We start from the raw sequence: 22,472 nt of genomic DNA, 5'->3' as shown, positions 1-22,472 counted from the left end.
CACTTGAATATAGGAGTCATACCTTAGCATCATAATTTTTTATTATTTACCCTGTCTACTTGACGGGGGGCAGTTCACGTAATTGGAAACTACTGTTTTTTATTAAATAACTTTAATGCTATCAACTGCCCAAACAACTAAAATGGTATATTAGGCAAATCAGAATATTTTTTTATTTTATTCTTGTGTATATATTCTACATAATTATGCTTATAACAATTTCTTGTATTCACTCATACTTTTCCCTGTCCATACTGTAAATGCCCTAAGAAAAGAATTTAGCTCCTGATATCCAAGTAAATATGCTATATCACTTGTTGACATATCAGTGTTATTTATATAGTTAATAGCTAACATTTCACGTGTATTATTTAACTGTTTTTGAAAAGTTGTACCCTCATCTGAAAGCTTACGTTGTAATGTCCGCTTTGAAACTCCAAGTTTTAAAGCTACATCATCTATTCCAAACATTCCTCCAGGTAGAAGCTCCGTTAATGCAGTCCTTACACGTGCTCCCATAGAAGTATCCACATCAAGCTCTGATAATCTTTTGGATAGCTCCGGTTTAAAATAATTCCACATAGATTCATCGTAACTAATAAAAGGTTTTTGAAGATCCTCCATATGGTATGATATTATGTTTCTTTCTCCTTTTTCTACACTTATACCTAAAAACGATTCAAAAGCTTTTGTTTTAACTGGTATTCTCATTTCTACCTTTGCTGGTATTATTACTTCATTTGTGGCTCTTCTAATAATTTCAGTCAAGAAAACAAACTCTGTTTCCACAAGGAACTGTGGTAACTCATAATTTCCATCCTCTGTTGTATATTCAACAGACATAATACCATCCTTTTCTATTAAAAGCATTACCATTGGACCAATTAGTTTCTTATACTTTGAAAGTCGTTCTAAACATCTAACTCCATTCTTACTGCAATAAGCTGCAAAGATAGGTGGTGAAAAACATTCAATATTATCCATACTTGCCATCTTAACTGGCACTTCTGAATTTTCAATAAAACCACCCACTACCTCCATAAACTTAAAATACTCTTTCTGTAACATAGTACTGGACTTTTTACTAAATAAATCTTCTGGTAATTCTGCTTTTCTTAATACTTCTTCCATGTTAATTCCGTAATGTTTAAATAAATCAACATATTTTCCCTCCAGTATAAACCTTCTCAAAATATCACATCCAATATTATTTTTTTGCACTTCCTGCAATCTGTTGACTATATACAAAATCTAGCATTGCTTTTTTAGGCATTATTGGTGCAAGAGACATAAATATTTTTTGCCATCCTGGTAATCCTGATATTACATTTAACTTACCAGATAACATTCCATTATAACCATCTCTTGCAACAGTATCAGGAGAAACAGCATTAGAAAATAATTTTGTATCTTGTAATCCTCCTGTTTTAGCAAATCCTGTTTCCATCGCTCCTGGCATTAATGCTGTAACAGTAACTCCAGTTCCCTTTAATTCTCTCCAAAGTGAATTAGACCAACTTGTAACATATGACTTTGTTCCATAATAAACAGCTTGTAGCGGTCCTGGGATTATTGCTGCTGTAGAAGATACATTCAATACTTTACCACTACCACGCTTAACAAAGTCAGGAAGAAACAACTTACAAAGTCTTGTTGGTGCTTCAATATTTACTGCTATCATAGACATATCCTGTGACATACTTCTATCCCTTGTAAAATCACCTTGTCCACCAAAACCAGCATTATTTATTAAATAATCAACTGTCCATCCATTTTCTCTACATGTATTATATATTTTTTCTGCCGCATCTAACTTAGATAGATCCACTGCTATTGTATGTACTATAACTTCATATTTCTTTTCAATTTCTTTCTTTTGCCTATCCAGTTTTGATTGATTTCTTCCTACCAGAATTAGTTCTCCACCCTTAGATGCATGAATATTAGCAAAACAAGTTCCAAGACCTCCGTAAGATCCTGTAATTAATGCTACTTTATTTTTCATAATAACATTCCCCTTTCCTACTTTGCATTTAACTGATAGTAATAATATAACCAAACAGCATTTTAATATGAACATCATTATGCGCCAAATTATCATTAGCTTATGCCACATTTCATCTTATATTTAAAAATAAAATTCTAGTAATTTTCTCTTTTCTAAATATAAACATTTATATAAAAATCAATTTATTATATAATTCTTAAGGTACTATACAGATTCCCTTAAGAATTATATTGTTTTAGTTTCTAAAATACATGTACAATTTTTTTAATAAATATTATATCCTTATTTTCGATACCTCTTCATTAAAATCACATACTATTAAATTCTCAGCTAAATGTATAGTAAAAAATATATTATTTATATTTATGCTTTTCTATCACTTATAAACTATTTTTCTTTTATATATCATATTTTTCATAATGCTGTCCTACTTTTGTCTATTAAAGTTGGCCTACGAAATCTACTTTAATATTGACAAAAGGAGTTTTTTCCATACTTACCGCTTAAGCTAATTTGAACACACTTGCATAGCAAGTGGTTTTTTAAATACAAAAAACACCATCAGTATTTATACTGATGGTGTTTTTTCACATATATTATATATCTCTTCTAAAATATTTTCCTTCAAAATTAACCATTTCAGTTAACTTATAAGCTTCTTCTCTAGCTTCCTGAATACTTCTACCTCTTCCAACAACAGATAAAACTCTTCCACCACTAGTTCTTAAAACTCCATCAACTAATTGAGCTCCAGCTAAGAACACTTTATCCTTAATACTTTCATCAATAGTTATTTCAAATCCTTTTTCAAAAGTTCCTGGATATCCCTTAGAAGCTAAAACCACATTAACACAAGCTCCATCATACCATTTAACTTCTACTTCATGTAATCTGCCCTCTAAAGCTGCTTCTACTAAATCTACTAAATCACTTTCCATTAAAGTTAATACTGATTGTGTTTCTGGATCTCCCATTCTTACATTATATTCTAAAAGGTAAGTTCCCTTCTTTGTTATCATTAATCCAAAGAATATAATTCCTTTAAAATCAAAGCCTTCTTCTTGAATTCCTTTTAAAGTATTAGCTACTATGTTTTCTTCAAAATCCTTCATTACATCTTCAGTAACAAATGGGTTTGGTGCTAAAACTCCCATACCTCCAGTATTTGGTCCTTTATCTCCATCAAAGATTTGCTTATGGTCTTTTCCTGAAATAAAAGGTATTAAAGTTTTACCATCAGTAATTGAAAGAATTGAAGCTTCTACACCTTCAAGGAATTCTTCAATAACAACTTTTTGTCCAGCTCCCTTAAATATATCTGAAATCATAAAATCATCAATAGTTTTCATAGCTTCTTCTTTAGTTTCTGCAATTACAACACCTTTACCAGCTGCTAATCCATCAGCTTTAATAACTATTGGATATTCACAGTTTTCTAAATAACCTTTAGCTTCATCACATTCTGTGAAAGTTCCATATTGAGCAGTTTTAACTCCATACTTCTTCATGAAATCCTTAGAGAAAGCTTTACTTCCTTCTAATTGAGCTCCCTTGCTATCAGGACCAAAACATCTCAATCCTGCAGCTTTAAATTTATCTGTTATACCTTTTGTTAGTGGATCTTCTGGTCCAACAAAAGTTAACTCTATATTATTTTCTCTTGCAAATACCACTAATTCATCTATATCAGTGATATTAACATTTTCACATTTATTTTCAATTGCAGTTCCACCATTACCAGGTGCTACAAATATCTTACTAACTCTTTCACTCTTAGCTAATTTCCAAGCAATAGCATGCTCTCTTCCACCAGAACCAACTAATAATACTTTCATACAAAATCCTCCTTCTATCCGCCCGCAGGGTCACTCCATTTTTTTACAATATATCTCTATACAAGTAACTGCCTCAAAAATCACCAACTGTTAATAATTGGTCTGACCCCTGAGGCAGTTTTTTTCTAGTGTTTGAAGTGTCTTATTCCTGTGAATACCATTGCTATTCCATGTTCGTTACAAGCATCAATTGATTCTTGGTCTCTCATTGAACCACCTGGTTGAATTATTGCTTTAATTCCATGCTTAGAACATTCATCAACTATATCTCTGAATGGGAAGAATGCATCTGAAGCTAGTATTGTTGCCCCTTCACCTCTTCTTAAAGCATCCATTGTTGGCCAAATTCTATTAACTTGTCCTCCACCGATTCCTACAGCAACACCATCTTTAACTGTAACTATAGCATTTGATTTAACGTATTTAACTACTTTCATACCAAATACCAAATCTCTCATTTCTTCTTCAGTTGGCGCTTTTTCTGTAACAACCTTTAATTCTTCTAAAAGCTTAGTATCTTCTTCTTGTACTAAAATTCCTCCATCAACTGTTACCATGAATTTCTTATCACATGGCTTAACGTTGCATCTAATTACTCTTAAGTTCTTCTTAGTTCTTAAAACTTCTAATGCATCTTCATCAAACTCTGGAGCTGCAACTACTTCTAAGAATATTTTTACCATTTCTTCTGCTGTAGCTTTATCAATTTTCTTATTGATAGCAACTATTCCACCAAAGATAGAAGTTGGATCTACGTCATGTGCTTTAGTGTAAGCTTCTAAAGCAGTTTCACCTATTGCAACACCACATGGAGTATTATGTTTTAATGCACAACAAGCTGTTTCTTCAAATTCATTAGCAACTTTCCAAGCAATATCTAAATCCTTTATATTATTATAAGAAAGTTCTTTACCATTTAATACTTCAAAGTCATTCATACCACCATCAAATTCATTTGAAACATAGTATGCAGCACTTTGATGTGGATTTTCACCGTATCTTAAGCTTTGCTTTTTCTTATATGAAACTGAAAGATATTCTGGATATTCTTCTTCATCAGCTAACATAAAGTTAGAAATTGCTGCATCATATGCACTCATTAAATTAAATACTTTACCAGCTAACTTCTTTCTTAACTTATAGCTAACATCTCCTGTTTCTTTAATTTCTGCCATTACAGCTTCGTAATCAGAAACATCACTTATAACAACAACATCTTGGAAGTTCTTAGCTGCTGCTCTTAACATTGTTGGACCACCAATATCTATAAATTCAACTTTTTCTTCAAAACTTAAATCTTCTCTTACTTTTTCAAAGAAAGGATATAAATTAACTATAACCATATCTATAGTTTCAATATTTCTTTCTTTTATAGTATTCATATGCTCAGCATTTCCTCTTATAGCAAGTATTCCTGCATGAATAATTGGGTGAAGAGTTTTAACTCTTCCATCTAGCATTTCTGGAAAGTTAGTAACTTCATTAACTTCTGTTACAGCAACTCCATTTTCCTTTAAGTGCTTATAAGTTCCTCCTGTTGAAATAACTTCAACACCTTGCTCTGCTAAAAACTTTGAGAAATCTAAAATTCCAGTCTTATCAAATACACTAATTAATGCTCTTTTAATCATGTAAAAATCCTCCCTATTTTAAAATATTTACTCTACCATCTATAATCTCAATCTTACCTCTGCTAAATAAATCAATAGCTCTAGGTAATAATTTATGTTCTTCCACCAAAACTCTCTTTTGTATATCTTCTGCAGTATCTTTAAAATATACTGGTACTACTTCTTGAAGAATTATTGATCCCCCATCAACTTCTTCATTAACAAAGTGAACTGTACATCCTGTAAATTTAACTCCTGACTTTCTTACTGCATTGTGTACATGCATTCCATACATCTTATCCCCACAAAAACTTGGTATAAGTGATGGATGGATATTAATTATCTTATCTTTAAATTCTTTCAATATTTCCCCATCTAATATTGAAAGATATCCAGCTAAAACTATTAAATCAACTTTTCCTTTTGTTAATTCTAATATTTTATTAGAAGTTTCATTTCCATACTCTTTTCTTGAAACAACATGTATAGGAATCCCTGCATTTTTAGCTCTTTCTAACCCATAAATGCCATCTTTACTTCCAATAACCATTTCAACCTTAAAAGAATCTTGTCCATAATCTAAAATTGATTGGAGGTTTGATCCTCCACCAGATACAAGTACTGCTACTTTAAGCAAACTCCTTCACCTCCAGCTGTTACAACACCAATTTCATAAGCTTTTTCACCTAATTCAATAAGTTCTTTAATAACAGCATCAACATCTTTTTCATCAACGCATAATACAAAACCAATTCCCATATTAAATGTGTTATACATATGATCTCTATTTACACCTTTGTTAATCATATCTTCAAATATTGATGGTAATGGATAGCTGTCCTTTCTTATTTCAGCAGTTAATTCAGATCCATTAAACATTCTTGGAACATTTTCAATAAATCCTCCACCTGTTATATGAGACATCCCCTTAATATCAAACTTTTCAATTAATCTTAATATTGGTTTAACATATATCTTTGTTGGAGTTATTAATGTCTTCCAAACTTCTTCTCCATTAAATTCTTCATTTAAGTCTGTATATAATTTTCTAACTAAAGAGAACCCATTTGAATGTACTCCTGATGAAGCAATACCAATTAGCTTATCTCCCGGTTTAATATTTTTTCCGTTTATTATTTTATCTTTATCAACAATTCCTACTGCAAACCCTGCAATATCGTATTCCCCTTCTTTATAAAATCCAGGCATTTCAGCAGTTTCTCCACCAACTAAAGCACAATCTGACATTACACATCCATCTGAAACACCTTTAACTAAATCTGCAGCAACTTCTGCTTCTAGCTTTCCACAAGCTATATAATCTAAGAAGAATAATGGCTTAGCTCCATGACATAAAATATCATTTACACACATAGCTACACAGTCAATTCCAACTGTATCATATTTCTTAGTTTTGAATGCTAATTCAAGCTTAGTTCCAACACCATCTGTACCTGAAACTAAAACTGGTTTCTTATAACCTTCTGGTAATTCAACCATTCCAGCAAAACTTCCAAGTCCATTTAAAACATATTCGCTCATTGTTCTTTGTGCATATTCTTTTATAAGCTTTACTGATTTGTAACCTTCTTCTATATTAACTCCTGCGTCTTTATAAGTTATCATTGTAAATTACCTACCTTTCAGTTTCTATTGGTGTTGCAACAGGATATACTCCATTAAAACATCCTACACAATATCCTTGGTTTGCATTAAAGCACTTATACATACCTTCCATAGATAAATACCCTAAAGAATCACAACCAATTATTTCTCTTATTTCTTCTAAAGAATGGTTGGCTCCTATAAGTTCTTTTCTATAAGGAGTATCAATTCCAAAATAACATGGGTATTGAACTACTGGTGATGCAACTAAGAAGTGAACTTCTTTTGCTCCAGCTCTTCTAAGTGAATCTACTAAATGTTTTGAAGTAGTTCCTCTTACTATTGAATCATCTATAAGAATAACTCTTCTATCTTTGACATTTACTTTTAAAGGATTTAATTTAACAGCTACTGCTCTTTCTCTCACTTCTTGAGAAGGAGTTATAAATGTTCTTCCTACATATCTATTTTTAACAAATCCAGTATCGTAAGGAATTCCTGATGCTTTAGCATATCCTATAGCTGCTGGTATTCCTGAATCTGGTACTGCAACTACTACATCTGCATCTATTTGATTTTCTCTATATAATTGCTCACCTGCTCTTACTCTTGATTCGTGAACATCCAATCCATCTATTATAGAATCTGGCCTTGCAAAATATATATATTCAAAAGCACAAGTTTGACATTGTGTATTTTCAGAATATCTATATGATTTAATTCCATTTTCATCAATTACAACAATTTCCCCTGGATCAATATCTCTAACAAGTTCTGCTCCGATTGCATCTAATGCACAACTTTCAGATGTTAATATATATCCTTCTTCTATTTTTCCTAATGAAAGTGGTCTAATTCCATGTGGATCTCTTACACCTATAAGTTTATTCTCTGTTAATATAACCATTGCAAATGATCCTCTAACAGCTTGGATAGCATCTAATACTGCTCTTTCAATACCTTTTTTAGCACCTCTTGCAATTAAATTAGCAATTACTTCTGAGTCAATTGACGTGTGGAATACATGGCCACCATCTTCAAGTAATTCTTTTATAACATCGGCATTAACTAATGTTCCATTATGAGCCATAGCAATTGGACCAAGCTTTGTTTGGCTTAATAATGGTTGTGCATTTTCTATTCTTGTATCACCTGATGTTGAATATCTAACATGTCCTATAGCTGCAAAACCTTTTAAGCTATTTATATCCTCTTGAGAAAAAGCTTCTGTAATAAGTCCCATTCCCTTTTTAATATTTACTTCTTCACCATTCGCTACAGCTATACCGGCACTTTCTTGCCCTCTATGTTGAAGTGCATATAATCCGTAATATGTCATTGAAGCTACATCCATTTCTCTATTGCTGTAAACTCCAAAAACTCCACATTCATCCTTAAATTTATCATTACTTGGATCCATTATTATATTATCTAACTTTGGATTCATAACTTTTAACCCCCACCATTAAATTAGTTTTTAGTTAGTAGTTTAAAGTTAGCAGTTTAAGTTTATTTTTCATTAACTCCTAACTACTAACTTCTACCTCCTAACTATTCTTGTATTCTCTTTAATATTTCAACGTAAGCATCTTTAACATTTCCAAGATCTCTTCTAAATCTATCCTTGTCTAATTTTTCTCCAGTAGTTGCATCCCAGAATCTGCAAGTATCTGGTGAAATTTCATCTGCTAAAACTATTTCTCCGTTATATCTACCAAACTCTAATTTGAAGTCTATTAATCTAATGTTAGATTTTAAGAACATCTCTTTTAAAATATCGTTAATTTTAGCTGTTAAAGAATATATTTTTTCTAATTCTTCAAAAGTTGTTGCTCCAATACCAACTGCATGGTAATCATTTATTAATGGATCTCCCAGTGAGTCATCTTTATATGATAATTCAAATACTGTAGTTTTAAGTTCCGTTCCTTCTTCTAGTCCTAATCTCTTAGCCATAGAACCAGCCGCAACATTTCTCACGATAACTTCTAGTGGTACTATTTCAACCTTATTACATAATTGCTCTCTATCATTTAACTTTTTAATAAAGTGAGTTGGAACTCCTTTGTTGTTTAACATTTCAAATAACATTGAAGTTATAGCATTATTTAAAACACCTTTGTCTTCGATTTGGCCTTTCTTTTCTCCGTTAAAAGCTGTTGCATCATCTTTGTAGTAAACTACTACTTCATCAGATTTGTCTGTAGCGTATATTTTTTTTGCCTTACCTTCGTACATCATTTCTAATTTTTCCATTACAATTCCACTCCTTCACCATTTTCAGCAATAAACTTTTCTTTCATATTTTTTCTATATTCAACTAATTTAGCTTTTAATTCTTTATCATTAACTGAAAGCATTTGTACTGCAAGCATTCCAGCATTATAAGCATTATTTATTCCAACTGTTGCAACTGGAATAGATTTTGGCATTTGAACTATTGAAAATAATGCATCTAATCCTTCAATTGCTTCTTTACATGGAACTCCTATAACTGGCATTGTTGTTTGTGAAGCTATTACTCCTGGTAAGTGTGCTGCAAGTCCAGCTCCTGCAATTACAACTTCACATCCTTGTTCTTCAACTTCTCTTAAAGTTTCTTCTAATTTTTCTGGAACTCTATGTGCTGATAAAACAAATGCTTTATACTCAATACCAAATTCCTTTAAGCAATTAGCTGCTCCTCTCATTATTTCAGTATCAGATTTAGACCCAAAAAATATTGCTACTTTCATACTAACCTCCACCTTTTTAGTTAAGTAGTTAAGAAATTAAGTTTTCCACTTAATTTCTTACTATCTTAACCTTGCTTTAAGCAAATTTAACTTTTATTTATTCGCTTCTAATGTAACTTCGCTTTTACGAAGTAAGTTCATCTTGCTAAATCAAATATTTGTAGATTTACTTGAAGTATTTAACTCCTGATTCAAAAATCTTTTGATCAAAGCTTCCTGGTACATTCTTATAAAGGTTATCCCCTATTCTTTCAGAGTGACCCATCTTTCCAAGCACTCTACCATCTGGACTTGTTATCCCTTCTATTCCAAGCATTGAACCATTTGGATTGAATGGCATATTTAATGCTATATTTCCTTTATTATCAACATATTGAGTTGCTACTTGTCCATTTTTAATTAATTGTTTTAATAGCTTTTCTGGAGCAACAAATCTACCTTCTCCATGAGAAATTGCTACATTATGAATATCTCCAAGCTCTACCCCACTAAACCATGGTGATTTTCTAGAAACAACCTTAGTTTGAATTATTGAACTCATATGTCTATTAATTTCGTTATAAGTTAATGTTGCCATGTCTTCTTCTATATCAACAATTTCTCCATATGGTACTAAACCTAACTTGATTAATGCTTGGAAGCCATTACAAATACCTAACATTAATCCATCTCTATTCTTTAATAAATCCATAACAGCATCTTTAATTCTTTCATTCCTAAATACTGTTGATATAAATTTACCTGAACCGTCTGGTTCATCACCTGCAGAGAATCCTCCTGGTAACATTATTATTTGACTTTCTCTAATTTGCCTTTCTAATCTTTCAATTGATTCTACAAAAGCATCCTTAGAATAATTTCTAAATACTAAAGTTTCTGTTTCTGCACCAGCATTTCTAAATGCTCTTTCACAATCATATTCACAGTTTGTTCCTGGGAATACCGGAATTACTACCTTAGGTTTAGCAACCTTTATAATAGGTGACTTACTATTTTCTTCTTTATATAAAACTGTTTCTACTTTTTCATTCTTATATTCAGTCTTAATCTTAAATACTTTTGATAATTTACCTTCATAAGCTTCTTCTAATGATGTTAAACTTAAATTTAAATCATATTCTTCTGAAATTATTGCCTCATCTTCTATTGCATATCCTATTGCCTTATAAGCGCATCCTTCAAATTCTTTATCTATATTTACATCTTGCTTCACTTCTAAAACTAAACTTCCATAGTTTAATCCAAAAAGTTCTTCCTTATCTAGATTAAAGAATTTAACCCCAATTTTATTTCCAAAAGCCATCTTTGAAAGTGTTTCAGCAACTCCACCAAATTTAACTGATGCTGCTGATATTACTTTACCTTCTAAAATTAGCTCATGTAACCTTTCTAAGTTTTTCTTATATTCATCAACTTTCAATGTATAATCTTCATTTCTCTCTGCCTTTAAGAATACTAGCTTCGAACCTACTTCTTTAAGTTCTGCACTAATTATATTCTTTGCTTTTTCAACTCCAACAGCAAAAGCCACTAATGTTGGAGGAACATCTATCTCCCCAAAGCTTCCTGACATTGAGTCTTTACCACCAATTGCAGGTATTCCTAAATCTATTTGAGCTTGGTATGCACCAAGTAATGCTGCAAATGGTTTACCCCATCTTTCTGGATTTTTTCCTAGTTTTTCAAAGTATTCTTGAAGAGTTAATCTTGCCTTTCTGTAGTCGCCCCCAACTGCTGCAAGCTTTGTAACTGCTTCAATTACTGAGTAATATGCCATATGATAAGGACTCCATACTCCTAAATCTGGATTAAATCCATAGCTCATTACGCTAGCCTCTTTAGATACTCCATTTAATACTGGAATTTTAGCTACCATTGCTTCTTGCTCTGTATTTGAATATTTACCACCAAATGGCATAAGAACTGTTCCTGAACCTATAGTTGAGTCAAATCTTTCAACTAATCCTTTTTGTGAAGCTACATTTAACTTCTTTAAATTATTAAGCCATTCTTCTTTAACATCTACATCCCCAACTGTTAAAGGATATTCGCTTGGTAATTTAACTTCTATATTAGTTGATTGTCTTGCTCCATTTGTATCTAAGAAACTTCTTTTTAAATTAACTATTTCTTTGCCTCTCCAATACATTCTTAATCTTTCTGTATCTGTAACCTCTGCAACAACAACTGCTTCTAAGTTTTCTACTTTAGATAATTCTATAAATCTATCTGCATTTTCTTTATTTACTACTACAGCCATTCTTTCTTGTGATTCAGAAATTGCAATTTCAGTTCCATCTAAACCTTCATACTTCTTAGGAACCTTATCTAAGTTAATATCTAGTCCTCTTGTTAATTCTCCAATTGCAACTGATACTCCACCAGCACCAAAGTCGTTACATCTTTTTATCATCTTTGCAACTTCTGCATTTCTAAATAATCTTTGTATTTTTCTTTCTGTTGGTGCATTACCCTTTTGAACCTCTGCTCCGCATTCATTTATTGAATCTTCAGTATGTTCTTTTGATGAACCTGTTGCTCCACCAACCCCATCTCTACCAGTTCTACCACCTAAAAGTATTACTATATCTCCTGGATTTGGCTCTTCTCTAACTACATTTTCCTTTGGTGCTGCTGCTATAACTGCACCAACCTCCATTCTCTTAGCAACATAATTTGGATGATATACTTCCGAAACTTGTCCAGTTGCTAAACCAATTTGATTTCCATATGAACTATAACCATGTGCTGCACCTAATGTAATAGTTCTTTGTGGTAACTTACCTTTTATTGTTTCTTCTACTGGCACTGTAGGATCCGCTGCACCAGTAACTCTCATAGCTTGATATACATATGTTCTACCTGAAAGTGGATCTCTTATAGCTCCCCCTAAACAAGTTGCCGCTCCACCAAAAGGTTCAATTTCAGTTGGGTGATTATGTGTTTCATTTTTAAACATCACTAAGTATTCTTCATTCCCATTATCTGTTTCTATGTTAACTTTTATTGAACAAGCATTTATTTCCTCGGAAATGTCTAAATCATCTAACATCCCTCTTTTTCTCATTTCTTTCATAGTAATAACTGCTATATCCATTAATGTTTCATCTCTATCAGTTTCTCCATAAACGAAATCTCTTGATTTTAAATAAGCTTCATATGATTTTTGTACTGCATTATTTAATTTACCTATTTCAATTGTTACATCTTCAATTGCAGTACTAAATGTTGTATGTCTACAGTGATCTGACCAATAAGTATCAATTACTTTTATTTCTGTAATTGTTGGCATTTTGTTTTCTGATTTGAAATAATCTCTTATCATTACTAAATCATCAATACTCATTGCAAGTCCTAGCTCTTTATGGAATTCTTCTAATTGAGCTCTATTTTTGCCAACAAAATCTTCAAGGATTTCTACATCGTTAGGTTCTGCTAATTTTGAAGAAAGTTCAATATTATCTATTGTTACTTCTCTTGAATCTACTGGATTTATATAATAACTTTTTATCTTATTTACATCTTCTTCAGTTAAATTTCCCTTTAGAACTATTACCTTAGCTGACTTTACTTCTACCCTATCTTCAGCAGTTAATAATCCAATACATTCAGATGCTGAATCTGCTCTTTGATCGTATTGACCTGGTAAAAATTCAACAGCAAATGCTACTTCATCATCAGTTATCGGAAAATTTTCTTCATATAAATTGTCTACTGTTTTTTCAGCAAATATGGTATATAGTGATTTTTTATAATAATCTTCTTTTATTTGTCCCAATATATACTTATTAATAACTCTTACACCCTGAAGATTATCTATTCTAAGGTTACTTTTAAAATCTTCCATAAGACTTTTTGCTTCAACATTAAAACCGTCTTTCTTCTCTACAAAAATGCATTTAAATCCTAACATCTTATACCTCCACACCTTTTAAAAACACGAACATTTTTCATATTTTTTATTTAATATTTCGTATTGATTAAATTTTACCAATCCTTTTTTATTTTGTCAACATTTATTACATTTTATATTTCTATTTTTCGTCACTATTCCGAACTTTATTTTAATTATTATTTATTTTTTTCGGTATAAATTATTTTCTATATATTTTTATCCCTTAATTATATTTTTCTAAATAATATTTTATATTTTTATTTTTATTAAAAATGGATAAATTAGTATTAATATCTATTAAATAAGCAATACTATATAGAAGAATTTATTTAACTATATTTATAGGGAGTGGTATTAAATGAAAATTCCAAATCATATTGGAATAATTCCTGATGGTAACAGACGTTGGGCAGAAAATAATGGCTTAAATAAAGAAAATGGATATAAGTGTGGTATAAATCCTGGTCTTTTTCTTTTTAAACTTTGTCATGAGCTAGGCATAAAAGAAATTACATATTACGGATTTACCACTGATAATACAAAAAGACCTAAAGTTCAAAAAGACGCCTTTACTCAAGCTTGCATTGATGCTGTAAATCTTTTATCTAAAGAAAATGCTGAATTATTAGTAGTTGGAAATACAGAATCTCCTTGCTTTCCAAAAGAACTCCTTCCTTTTACTGAAAGAAGAGTATTTGGTAAAGGAGGAATCAAAGTTAATTTTCTTGTTAATTATGGCTGGGAATGGGATTTAAATTTATCTAGACTTACTCATAAACAAAGAAAGCCTATTGATATAGCACTTCATTCAGAAGATATATCTAGGATTGATTTAATTATTCGTTGGGGTGGCAGACGCAGACTAAGTGGATTTTTACCAATACAATCTGTTTATTCTGATTTCTATGTAGTAGATGATTATTGGCCAGATTTTATACCTCAACACCTTTATGATGCCTTAGATTGGTATTCTGATCAGGATGTTACATTAGGAGGATAATAAGAATAAGGATGTGATTGAAATGAAAAAAGCTATTGTAATAGGAGGTGGAGTAAGCGGATTATCTATAGCTGCTAGACTTTTATATAAGGGATTTAATGTAGAGATTTATGAAAAAAACAAACATATAGGTGGTAAAACAAATTTTCTGACTCTTGGTGATTTTAGATTTGATTTAACTGCCTCTTTAATAATGATGCCTAATGATTATATCCAAGTGTTTACTGATTGCAATAAAAATTTTAAAGACTATTTTACTATTAAACCTATAAATACTTTATATAAAGTTTTTTACTATGATGGTACTTATTACGACTTCAAAACATCATTGCCACAGCTTTGTAAAACAATTGATAATATTAGCTATAATGACATTGCTAGCACCTACGGTTATTTTAACTTTATTTCTTCTAATTATAAAAAATATTTACTTTCTGAAAAATATTTTTTAAATAAACCTTTTATAAATAATCTTGATTTTTTTAATCCACTAACTTTAAATAAAGCTTCAAAACTTCATACATTAACCTCTTGTTATAAAGATTGTAGTAAATATATAAAAAATAATAAACTTAAAAATTATTGTCTATTTCAAAGCATGTATGTAGGTGTATCCCCATATTCATCACCTAATATATATAATTTAATTCCTGCTGTAACTCAATACAAAGGTCTTTATTACATACAAGGTGGAATGTATGCTTATGTAAAAGCTTTAGAAAAGTTAGTTCTTGATTTAGGCGGATCCATTAATACTAGCTCCGCTGTAAAAGAAATAATATTTAATAATAAAAAAGCTGTTGGAGTTAAAGTTAAAAATAGAACTAAATTTTCTGATATAGTAGTTTGTTCTACTGATTATTCTTATGCTATGTCAAAACTTATTAGTTCAAAAAAAATTGAACCATTTAAAACTGATATTAATAATTTTAAATACTCCTGTTCAACTTTTATACTATACTTAGCATTAGACAAAAAATATCCTGTACTTAATATACACAACATATACATAAATAAAGATTTTAAAAAAAATTTAGAGGCTCCTTTTTATAATAAGCTATCTAAAGATCCATCCTTATATATTTATTGTCCTAGTTCAATAGATAACTCACTTTGTCCTAAGAATTGTGAAACAATAAATGTAATGGTTAGAGTACCAAACTTATTATCAAAAGATATAGTTTGGAATACATCGACCATAAAAAACATTGAAAAAAGCATATTTAAAATCTTATGTGGCATAAAAGGCCTTGAAGATATTAAATCTCATATAGTGTATAAATCCTATCTTACTCCTGAAGATTTTAAAAATACTTATAATACATACTATGGATCAGCTTTTGGTATTAGCCATAATTTAAATCAAAGCTTAATATTTAGACCTCAATACTCTATACCTAAGATTCATAATCTTTATTTTACTGGTGCTTCTATCCACCCTGGAAATGGAATATCAATGGTTTTAAAATCTTCTAAAATATGTGCTGACTCAATAAAAAATTAATAGAAGGAGTTAAAACTAACTCCTTCTACATCTTAATTAATAAATATTAATTATCTTTTTCTTTTAAATAATACTATACCTGCAACAGCTAATATTCCACCAACTAATCCAACAGCCATAGCTGATCTTCCACCTGTTTGTGGTAATTTACCACTATTAGATGTACTTCCACTATTTCCTGAATTGTTTGCTGTGCTATTATTTGATGTATTATTTGAACCATTACTATTTTCTGCATTACTTGAATTATTATTTTCATTTCCTGCATTTGATTGTAATGAATTCATAGCATTTCTTAAATTAGCTTCAGCTTTTGCAATTTCTTCTGAAGTTGCATCTTCACTTGCAAATACTTTATTTGCTTCTTCTAATGCTTTTTCAACTGCTTTAAAGCTTGCAACTGTATATTTATTACTATCTAAGCTTTCTGCTTTATTTATTAATTCTTCTAACTTATCCTTACTTGGTTTTAATCTTAATTGTAAGAATGATTTTAATAAGCTTGTATAAGTTTCTGATACTTCATCTTCCATTGCATTTTCATCTGCTATTACATTATTTGCAATAGTTAATGCATCTTGCATTTTGCTCCAAGTTGAAGCTATATATTCTGACTCATTTAATCCGTTAATTCTTTCTATTAATGTTATTAAAGCTGTCTTATCGCCCTTCTTGAATTCTAACATTTGCATTGCATTACTTAATCTATCAAATGATGCATTTACTTCTTCTTGAGTTGCTTCATCATTTGCTAAAATTTCTTGTGCTTCTGCAAGTGCTGCTTTAAATTCATTTGCAACTGCTGGCACTACATTAGAAAGTTCTTCATCAGTTACTTCTAAAGCAGTTTCTACAGCTATTTCTAAATGTAATTTAATTACATTGCTTGGAGGTGTTACTGGCTTTTCTACTAAAGCTTCAATTGCTGCTTCTAAAGCAGATTTTGCAGTATCAACCTCTTCTTGAGTTGCTTCTTCATTATCCAATACTTTATTTGCTTCTTGTAAAGCAGTAGTTAACTTACTCCAGCTTTCTTGAGTATATTCACTTTCAATTAAAGTGTTAGCATTATCAACTACAACTTGTAATACTGATTTATCAACTTCAGGTGTTGGTGGAACTTCTTCTCCATTATCTGATGTTGTGAAGTTTACGCTTGCTGGTACTAATGAAGTATTTCCAGCTGCATCTACAGCAATTACTTTAACAGTATAATTAATATCTTTATTTAATTCTTCTAAAGTATAAGTTAATTCTGATACTTCACCTTGAAGAACTCCATTTAAATAAACTCTGTATGCAACTACAGCAACATTATCAGTAGCTTCACTCCATGTAACTTCTGCAGTTGTTTCAGATGTAACATTTACGTTAATAGCTTCAATATTACTTGGTCTTTCTTTATCTGCACCTACTGTAGTTATAGCAGTAACAGCTTCAAAAGCACTTGCTCTCCCAGCTTCATTTACAGCTTTAACAACAAAAGTATATTCAGTATTTTCATTTAAGTTTGAAACTCTGTAGTAATTGCTTACTGTTTCACCAATCTTTACATCACCTTCATAGATTTCATAAACTACAGCTTCATCTATTACTGGCCATGTAAGAACTAATGTAGAGCTTTCAACACCAATAGCTTCAACCTTTGAACCTGCTGGAATAACTGGCCCTTGCGCTTCTTGAGCAACTAAAGCATTTGCTTTTTCAGTAAGCGTAGCTACTGCATTTGCTACTTCTTCAACAGTCGCTTCATCATTATTCATTACAGTTACAGCATTATTATAAGCATTTTTAAATTCGCTCCATGTTTCAGCTGTATAGTTAGCTTCAGCTTTGTGGCTGTGTTCTTCAATTACATTTTGTAATTCTGATTTATTAACAATTTCACTATCTACTGGTTTTAATACCTTGAAGTAGTCTAAGTTAACTGCATTTTTACCATCACGAGCTACAGCTGTCATTAAAATAGTGTGTTCACCATTTTCTAAATCTTTAAATGCTGCGACTAAAGATTGGTCATCTCCAGTACTACTTCCTGCTAATGAGAAGTTTCCTTGCGCTTTTCCATCAATTGATATATCAAAGCTTGCAAAGTTTGCATGTTTTTGAGCATAAACTTCTATGCCAGTTCCTGTGAATGTGTAAGAAATTGTAGCACCTGTACTTGATTCTGTTTTAGTTCCACCATGGTGTCTATCTGATTCACCAGCCCAAACTGACCAGTTTCCACCCCAAGTTATATCTGGATTTTTAGTATTATCCATATATCCATCTTCAACTATCACTTCATTAACATTTACTTCTGCAAGAGCTACTGTTATATCAACATATCCACTTATAGAAGCATCATCTTTTGAAGTTGCTGTAACTCTAACAGTTCCATTAACTTCACCAGTAGTTAATACTCCATTTTCATCAATAGTTGCAATAGTAGAATCATTTACAGACCATGTAACATCTTTATTAGTAGCATCATTTGGAAGAACTGTTGCTACCATTTGAACTTCACTATTAGCCTTACCTACAGTTGTTATTCCTGATTTAGTTCCAACTGATATTGATGTTGGCTTAACAGATGAATTATCTAATACTTTAAATGCATCAAGTTCAACTTTAGTTCTACTTGCAGCATCAACCTTTGTATTTGTTGCTTTAACAACAATTGTATGCTTGCCATATTCTAAATTTTCATTAGAATATACAACCTTTTGTCTTACTGTAGAAGCACTATATGTGCTAACTTCACCTTGGCTAACTCCATCAATAATTATTTCAAACTTACCTCTATCGTGATTAGTACAGCTAATTACTTCTATTCCTGTACCAACGAATGTTAAAGTAGCTGTTTCTCCACCAACTGGACTTTCAATAAATTTAATTGTTCCAGCATAGTTTACAGACTCACTCCAGTTACCCCATTCACCTGAATAAGAAATACGCGCATCTCTATCATCAATATATCCAGACATATTTCTTAAGTCGTTTACTGATACACTTGAAGATATATTTGATTCTATTCCATTTACTACTGCTGAAACGCTATAAGCAAATGTACCTAATATATCTTGTGCATTATTATCTTCAAAAGTAACTTCTGAAATATTTTCTGCAACTAGTACAACATCACCATTATTAACTTGACGATATACATTATAAGTAACATTGTCTCCTTCAACTGCATCCCATGATAAATTTACTGAACTATCTAATATTCTTTCTGCAGTTAAACCTGTAGGTGCATCTAACTTTTCTTCAGCTCCTGGAATTTCAGTTATTGTATAAGTTTCACCAACTTCTGTATTAAATGAAATCTTATCTTCTTCAACAACTGTAAACTCTATATTTTCTCCCTTAGAGTTAGTTACTTTAGCAAGATTTAATCCAGCATACTTAGCTACTGCTTCTCCACCATTGTTAGATTTAACAGTTAATTCATATGCAACTCCATTTGACCATTTTGCACCAACTTCAAAGTTTCCTCTTGCAAGTAATCCATCATATGAACCATCAGCCCATGTATCTGGAAGTGCTGGTAAGAAGTATACATATCCCATATTACTTTGCATTAACATTTCAGCTATTCCTGCTGTTGCTCCAAAGTTACCATCGATTTGGAAAGGTGGATGTGCATCCCAAAGGTTAGAATAAGTTCCTCCCCCGTTAGCTTGTCCTGTTCCAACTCTCTTTAATTGCTTAGTTAATAATTCATAAGCTTTATTTCCTTCACCTGCTCTAGCCCAAGAATTAATTCTTTGTCCCATTCCCCATCCAGTAGATTGATCTGTTCTATTATTTAATGATACTAAAGCAGCATCTAAAAGCTCTGGAGTTTCAACTGAAATAGAATCTCCTGGGAATAATCCTAAAAGATGAGACATATGTCTATGTCCGTATCCTTCACTTGGAATACTATTTAAAGTAGTTTCTTCAAACCATTCTTTAATTTGACCATCATCACCAATTTGAATTGGATCTAATTTAGATTGAGTATCTTTCCACTCTACAACTAAATCTGCATCTACACCTAATGTTTCTGCAGCTGTAATTGTATCTTCATATAATTGCCATATTAATGTTTGTTCGTATGTGTTACCAACTGTTCTTGGTCCATGTTCTGGAGAATATGTTGGTGAAGAAACCATTCTTTGTTGTACTTCATCCCATACTAACATATTTTCATAAAGATTTACTTCTTCTTTCATCATTGGATAAATTACATCTCTCATGTATTCAACATCACCAGTGTATTCATACATTTCCCAAACATTTTGTAATATCCATGGCACTGCTGCTGGAGACCATCCCCAGTCAAAGCTCCAACCTGGACAAGTCCATCCAAATGGAGTATTTTGAGTATGAGCCATAAATCCATTTGCTTCAATATATTCTCCATTTTCATCCTTAGCACTTTCTACTCCAGCATAAATTCTTGCTGTTTCACGTCCTGGCTCTCTTAATGAATCAATATACTCAACTAAAGGAGTAGCACATTCAGCCATATTAGTAGAATAAGTTGGCCAATAATTCATTTGAAGATTTACATTCATGTGGTAATCTGAACTCCAAGCAGGGTTATTTTTATTATTCCACACCCCTTGTAAGTTAGATGGAAGTTGAGAATCTTCTCTTGAAGAAGCAATTGTTAAATATCTTCCATATTGGAAGAACATTACTTCAAGAGCTCTTCTTGCTTCTTCAGAAACTGTGTTGTTTCCATATCCACTTAAAAGTTCATCTGTTGGAATATTGGGTAAAGCTTGTCCTAAATCTAAATCAACTCTATCAAATATACTTTTATAATCAGCTATATGATCAGCTTTAACCTCTTCATAAGATTTTCCATCTAAAGCTTCAATAACATCTCCAACTCTAGCATCTAATTCTTCAGCAGTTTCTCCTGTACGATACTCAGGATAATCATTTTTATAATCTGTAGCTGCTGATATATAAATTGTAGCTGAAGTTGCATTTTCTACTGTTAACTTATCAGTACCTTCTGTAACTTCACCATCATCACTTACTATCTTTAATTGTGAGTTATATTTTAATTGATTGTCTGATACTTCACCTTCTAATGTAATAGTATCATTTTCTACTATAGTTGTTGCTCCTTGCTTTGAAGGGAAACTTACATCGAAATTAAGTTTATTTTCACCATTAGCTTCAACTCTTATAACCATAACATCATCTGGATGACTTACGAAGTTTTCTCTAATATATTCAGTATCTCCATAAGTATAATTTACAGATGAAATAGCATTTCTTAAATTAAGATCACGAACATAATCTGTTACGTTATTTTCGTCAATTCCAATAAAATCTAAATTTATTTCTCCCCAAGCTTGATATGCTCCATATCCATCACTAATACCAACTAATTGATTACATAAAGAACTAGCTGTAGCATCACCTTCATCTGTATGAAGTGCAAAATTTTCTCTAACTTGTTGTAAAATTTCATACATTGGTGTTATACCATCATTAGCATATTCCTTGTTACCACCATTATAATTAGGACGTTTGTCACTTGGACCGCCTGTCCAAAGTGTCTTTTCATTAAATGTGATACGTTCATGTACTATTTCTCCGTATACATTCCCTCCAATATCTCCATTCCCAATAGGTAAAGTATACTCTTGCCACATATTATCTTCAGTAAGCCCAGCTGCTCCTTGTGAAGAAGGCTTTGTGTACCACAATCTCAAATCGTTTTCATCAAAATGTGAGTTCTTATTGGCTTCAGTATTTGTATCAGCTACAACAGTTTGGCATAAAGATACTGCCATTGTACCTGCTAATACTGCAGACAAAATCTTTTTTCTTCTTTTTCCCATATTATCCTCCTCATTATTTTTAATTAGCTTCCCCTTTAACCTAATTGCAATCCAGTTTTTTTCAAAAAAATATATTTTTCCCTGGATAATTTCATATTATCAAACTTAACTTTTTAGGTCAATAAAATAGCAATTTAGTTACTTTTTTTGCCAATATATTTATATAAAAAAAAATTGCCGCAAGCCTAAACTTACGACAACAAATCCTACGTAACCCTAAAGGGTTATTTATATTATATCCGTTTTCTAGCACATTTATTCATAAATAAAGTTAATATTCCTTACTTGACACAAATTAATATAAACATTAAAATTTAATGACCGTTATTATAAGGAGAATGATGAAATGTTAATTGGAAAAAACATTAATTATGAAAATAAATATTTAAAAAATACTATAAAAAAAATAAATGAACTTTTAGATTCTTATGGTGTTTCAAGTGAAA

Annotated in this window: 13 protein-coding genes; 2 read left to right on the top strand and 11 right to left on the bottom strand. The window is 31.3% G+C overall.

The window, feature by feature from the left end; translation table 11 throughout:
- Positions 1–210 precede the first annotated feature (210 nt).
- The 10 genes from LPC13_RS01940 to LPC13_RS01895 all read right to left on the bottom strand — a co-directional run bounded on the left by LPC13_RS01940 (position 211) and on the right by LPC13_RS01895 (position 13,706).
- Positions 211–1,131, bottom strand: a complete 921-nt coding sequence (locus LPC13_RS01940) for an AraC family transcriptional regulator (RefSeq protein WP_083875408.1) — start codon at positions 1,129–1,131, stop codon at positions 211–213.
- Between the two features lie 76 nt (positions 1,132–1,207).
- Positions 1,208–2,005 (bottom strand): SDR family NAD(P)-dependent oxidoreductase, encoded by a 798-nt coding sequence (locus LPC13_RS01935; protein ID WP_195245638.1) that lies wholly within the window; start codon positions 2,003–2,005, stop codon positions 1,208–1,210.
- A 599-nt stretch (positions 2,006–2,604) separates the two neighbouring features.
- Positions 2,605–3,843, bottom strand: a complete 1,239-nt coding sequence (purD, locus tag LPC13_RS01930; RefSeq protein WP_005213777.1) for a phosphoribosylamine--glycine ligase — start codon at positions 3,841–3,843, stop codon at positions 2,605–2,607.
- Positions 3,844–3,968: 125 nt separating this feature from the next.
- Positions 3,969–5,474 carry a bifunctional phosphoribosylaminoimidazolecarboxamide formyltransferase/IMP cyclohydrolase gene (gene purH / locus LPC13_RS01925; RefSeq protein WP_005213778.1) on the bottom strand — a complete coding sequence of 502 codons (1,506 nt, stop codon included), beginning with the start codon at positions 5,472–5,474 and terminating at the stop codon, positions 3,969–3,971.
- 13 nt (positions 5,475–5,487) lie between these two features.
- On the bottom strand, positions 5,488–6,090 hold the full coding sequence (purN, locus tag LPC13_RS01920; RefSeq protein WP_005213779.1) for a phosphoribosylglycinamide formyltransferase: 603 nt from the start codon (positions 6,088–6,090) through the stop codon (positions 5,488–5,490).
- Positions 6,078–7,079 (bottom strand): phosphoribosylformylglycinamidine cyclo-ligase, encoded by a 1,002-nt coding sequence (gene purM / locus LPC13_RS01915; RefSeq protein WP_005213780.1) that lies wholly within the window; start codon positions 7,077–7,079, stop codon positions 6,078–6,080. The genes purN and purM overlap by 13 nt, the downstream gene beginning before the upstream one ends.
- A gap of 10 nt (positions 7,080–7,089) precedes the next feature.
- Positions 7,090–8,505 (bottom strand): amidophosphoribosyltransferase, encoded by a 1,416-nt coding sequence (gene purF, locus LPC13_RS01910; RefSeq protein ID WP_195245464.1) that lies wholly within the window; start codon positions 8,503–8,505, stop codon positions 7,090–7,092.
- Positions 8,506–8,609: 104 nt separating this feature from the next.
- On the bottom strand, positions 8,610–9,314 hold the full coding sequence (gene purC / locus LPC13_RS01905) for a phosphoribosylaminoimidazolesuccinocarboxamide synthase (protein WP_005213782.1): 705 nt from the start codon (positions 9,312–9,314) through the stop codon (positions 8,610–8,612).
- Complete coding sequence (purE, locus tag LPC13_RS01900; protein ID WP_040419586.1) at positions 9,314–9,793, bottom strand: 5-(carboxyamino)imidazole ribonucleotide mutase; 480 nt, start codon at positions 9,791–9,793, stop codon at positions 9,314–9,316. The genes purC and purE overlap by 1 nt, the downstream gene beginning before the upstream one ends.
- A gap of 166 nt (positions 9,794–9,959) precedes the next feature.
- Positions 9,960–13,706, bottom strand: a complete 3,747-nt coding sequence (locus tag LPC13_RS01895; protein WP_005213784.1) for a phosphoribosylformylglycinamidine synthase — start codon at positions 13,704–13,706, stop codon at positions 9,960–9,962.
- 340 nt (positions 13,707–14,046) lie between these two features.
- Here LPC13_RS01895 and LPC13_RS01890 point away from each other — a divergent pair, with 340 nt between their 5' ends.
- Both LPC13_RS01890 and LPC13_RS01885 read left to right on the top strand, forming a co-directional pair.
- Positions 14,047–14,688, top strand: coding sequence for an undecaprenyl diphosphate synthase family protein (locus tag LPC13_RS01890; protein ID WP_005213785.1), 642 nt, complete (start codon positions 14,047–14,049; stop codon positions 14,686–14,688).
- Positions 14,689–14,710: 22 nt separating this feature from the next.
- Positions 14,711–16,192, top strand: coding sequence for a phytoene desaturase family protein (locus LPC13_RS01885; RefSeq protein ID WP_234088494.1), 1,482 nt, complete (start codon positions 14,711–14,713; stop codon positions 16,190–16,192).
- A 50-nt stretch (positions 16,193–16,242) separates the two neighbouring features.
- Here LPC13_RS01885 and LPC13_RS01880 read toward each other — a convergent pair whose 3' ends face one another.
- Positions 16,243–22,026 (bottom strand): glycosyl hydrolase family 95 catalytic domain-containing protein, encoded by a 5,784-nt coding sequence (locus tag LPC13_RS01880; protein ID WP_234088493.1) that lies wholly within the window; start codon positions 22,024–22,026, stop codon positions 16,243–16,245.
- Positions 22,027–22,472 lie beyond the last annotated feature (446 nt).

The organism is Clostridium celatum (genome assembly GCF_021412605.1).
Classification (GTDB): domain Bacteria; phylum Bacillota; class Clostridia; order Clostridiales; family Clostridiaceae; genus Clostridium; species Clostridium celatum.
The sequence above is the reverse complement of the archived record's forward strand: the minus strand, read 5'-3'. Positions and strand labels throughout refer to the sequence as shown.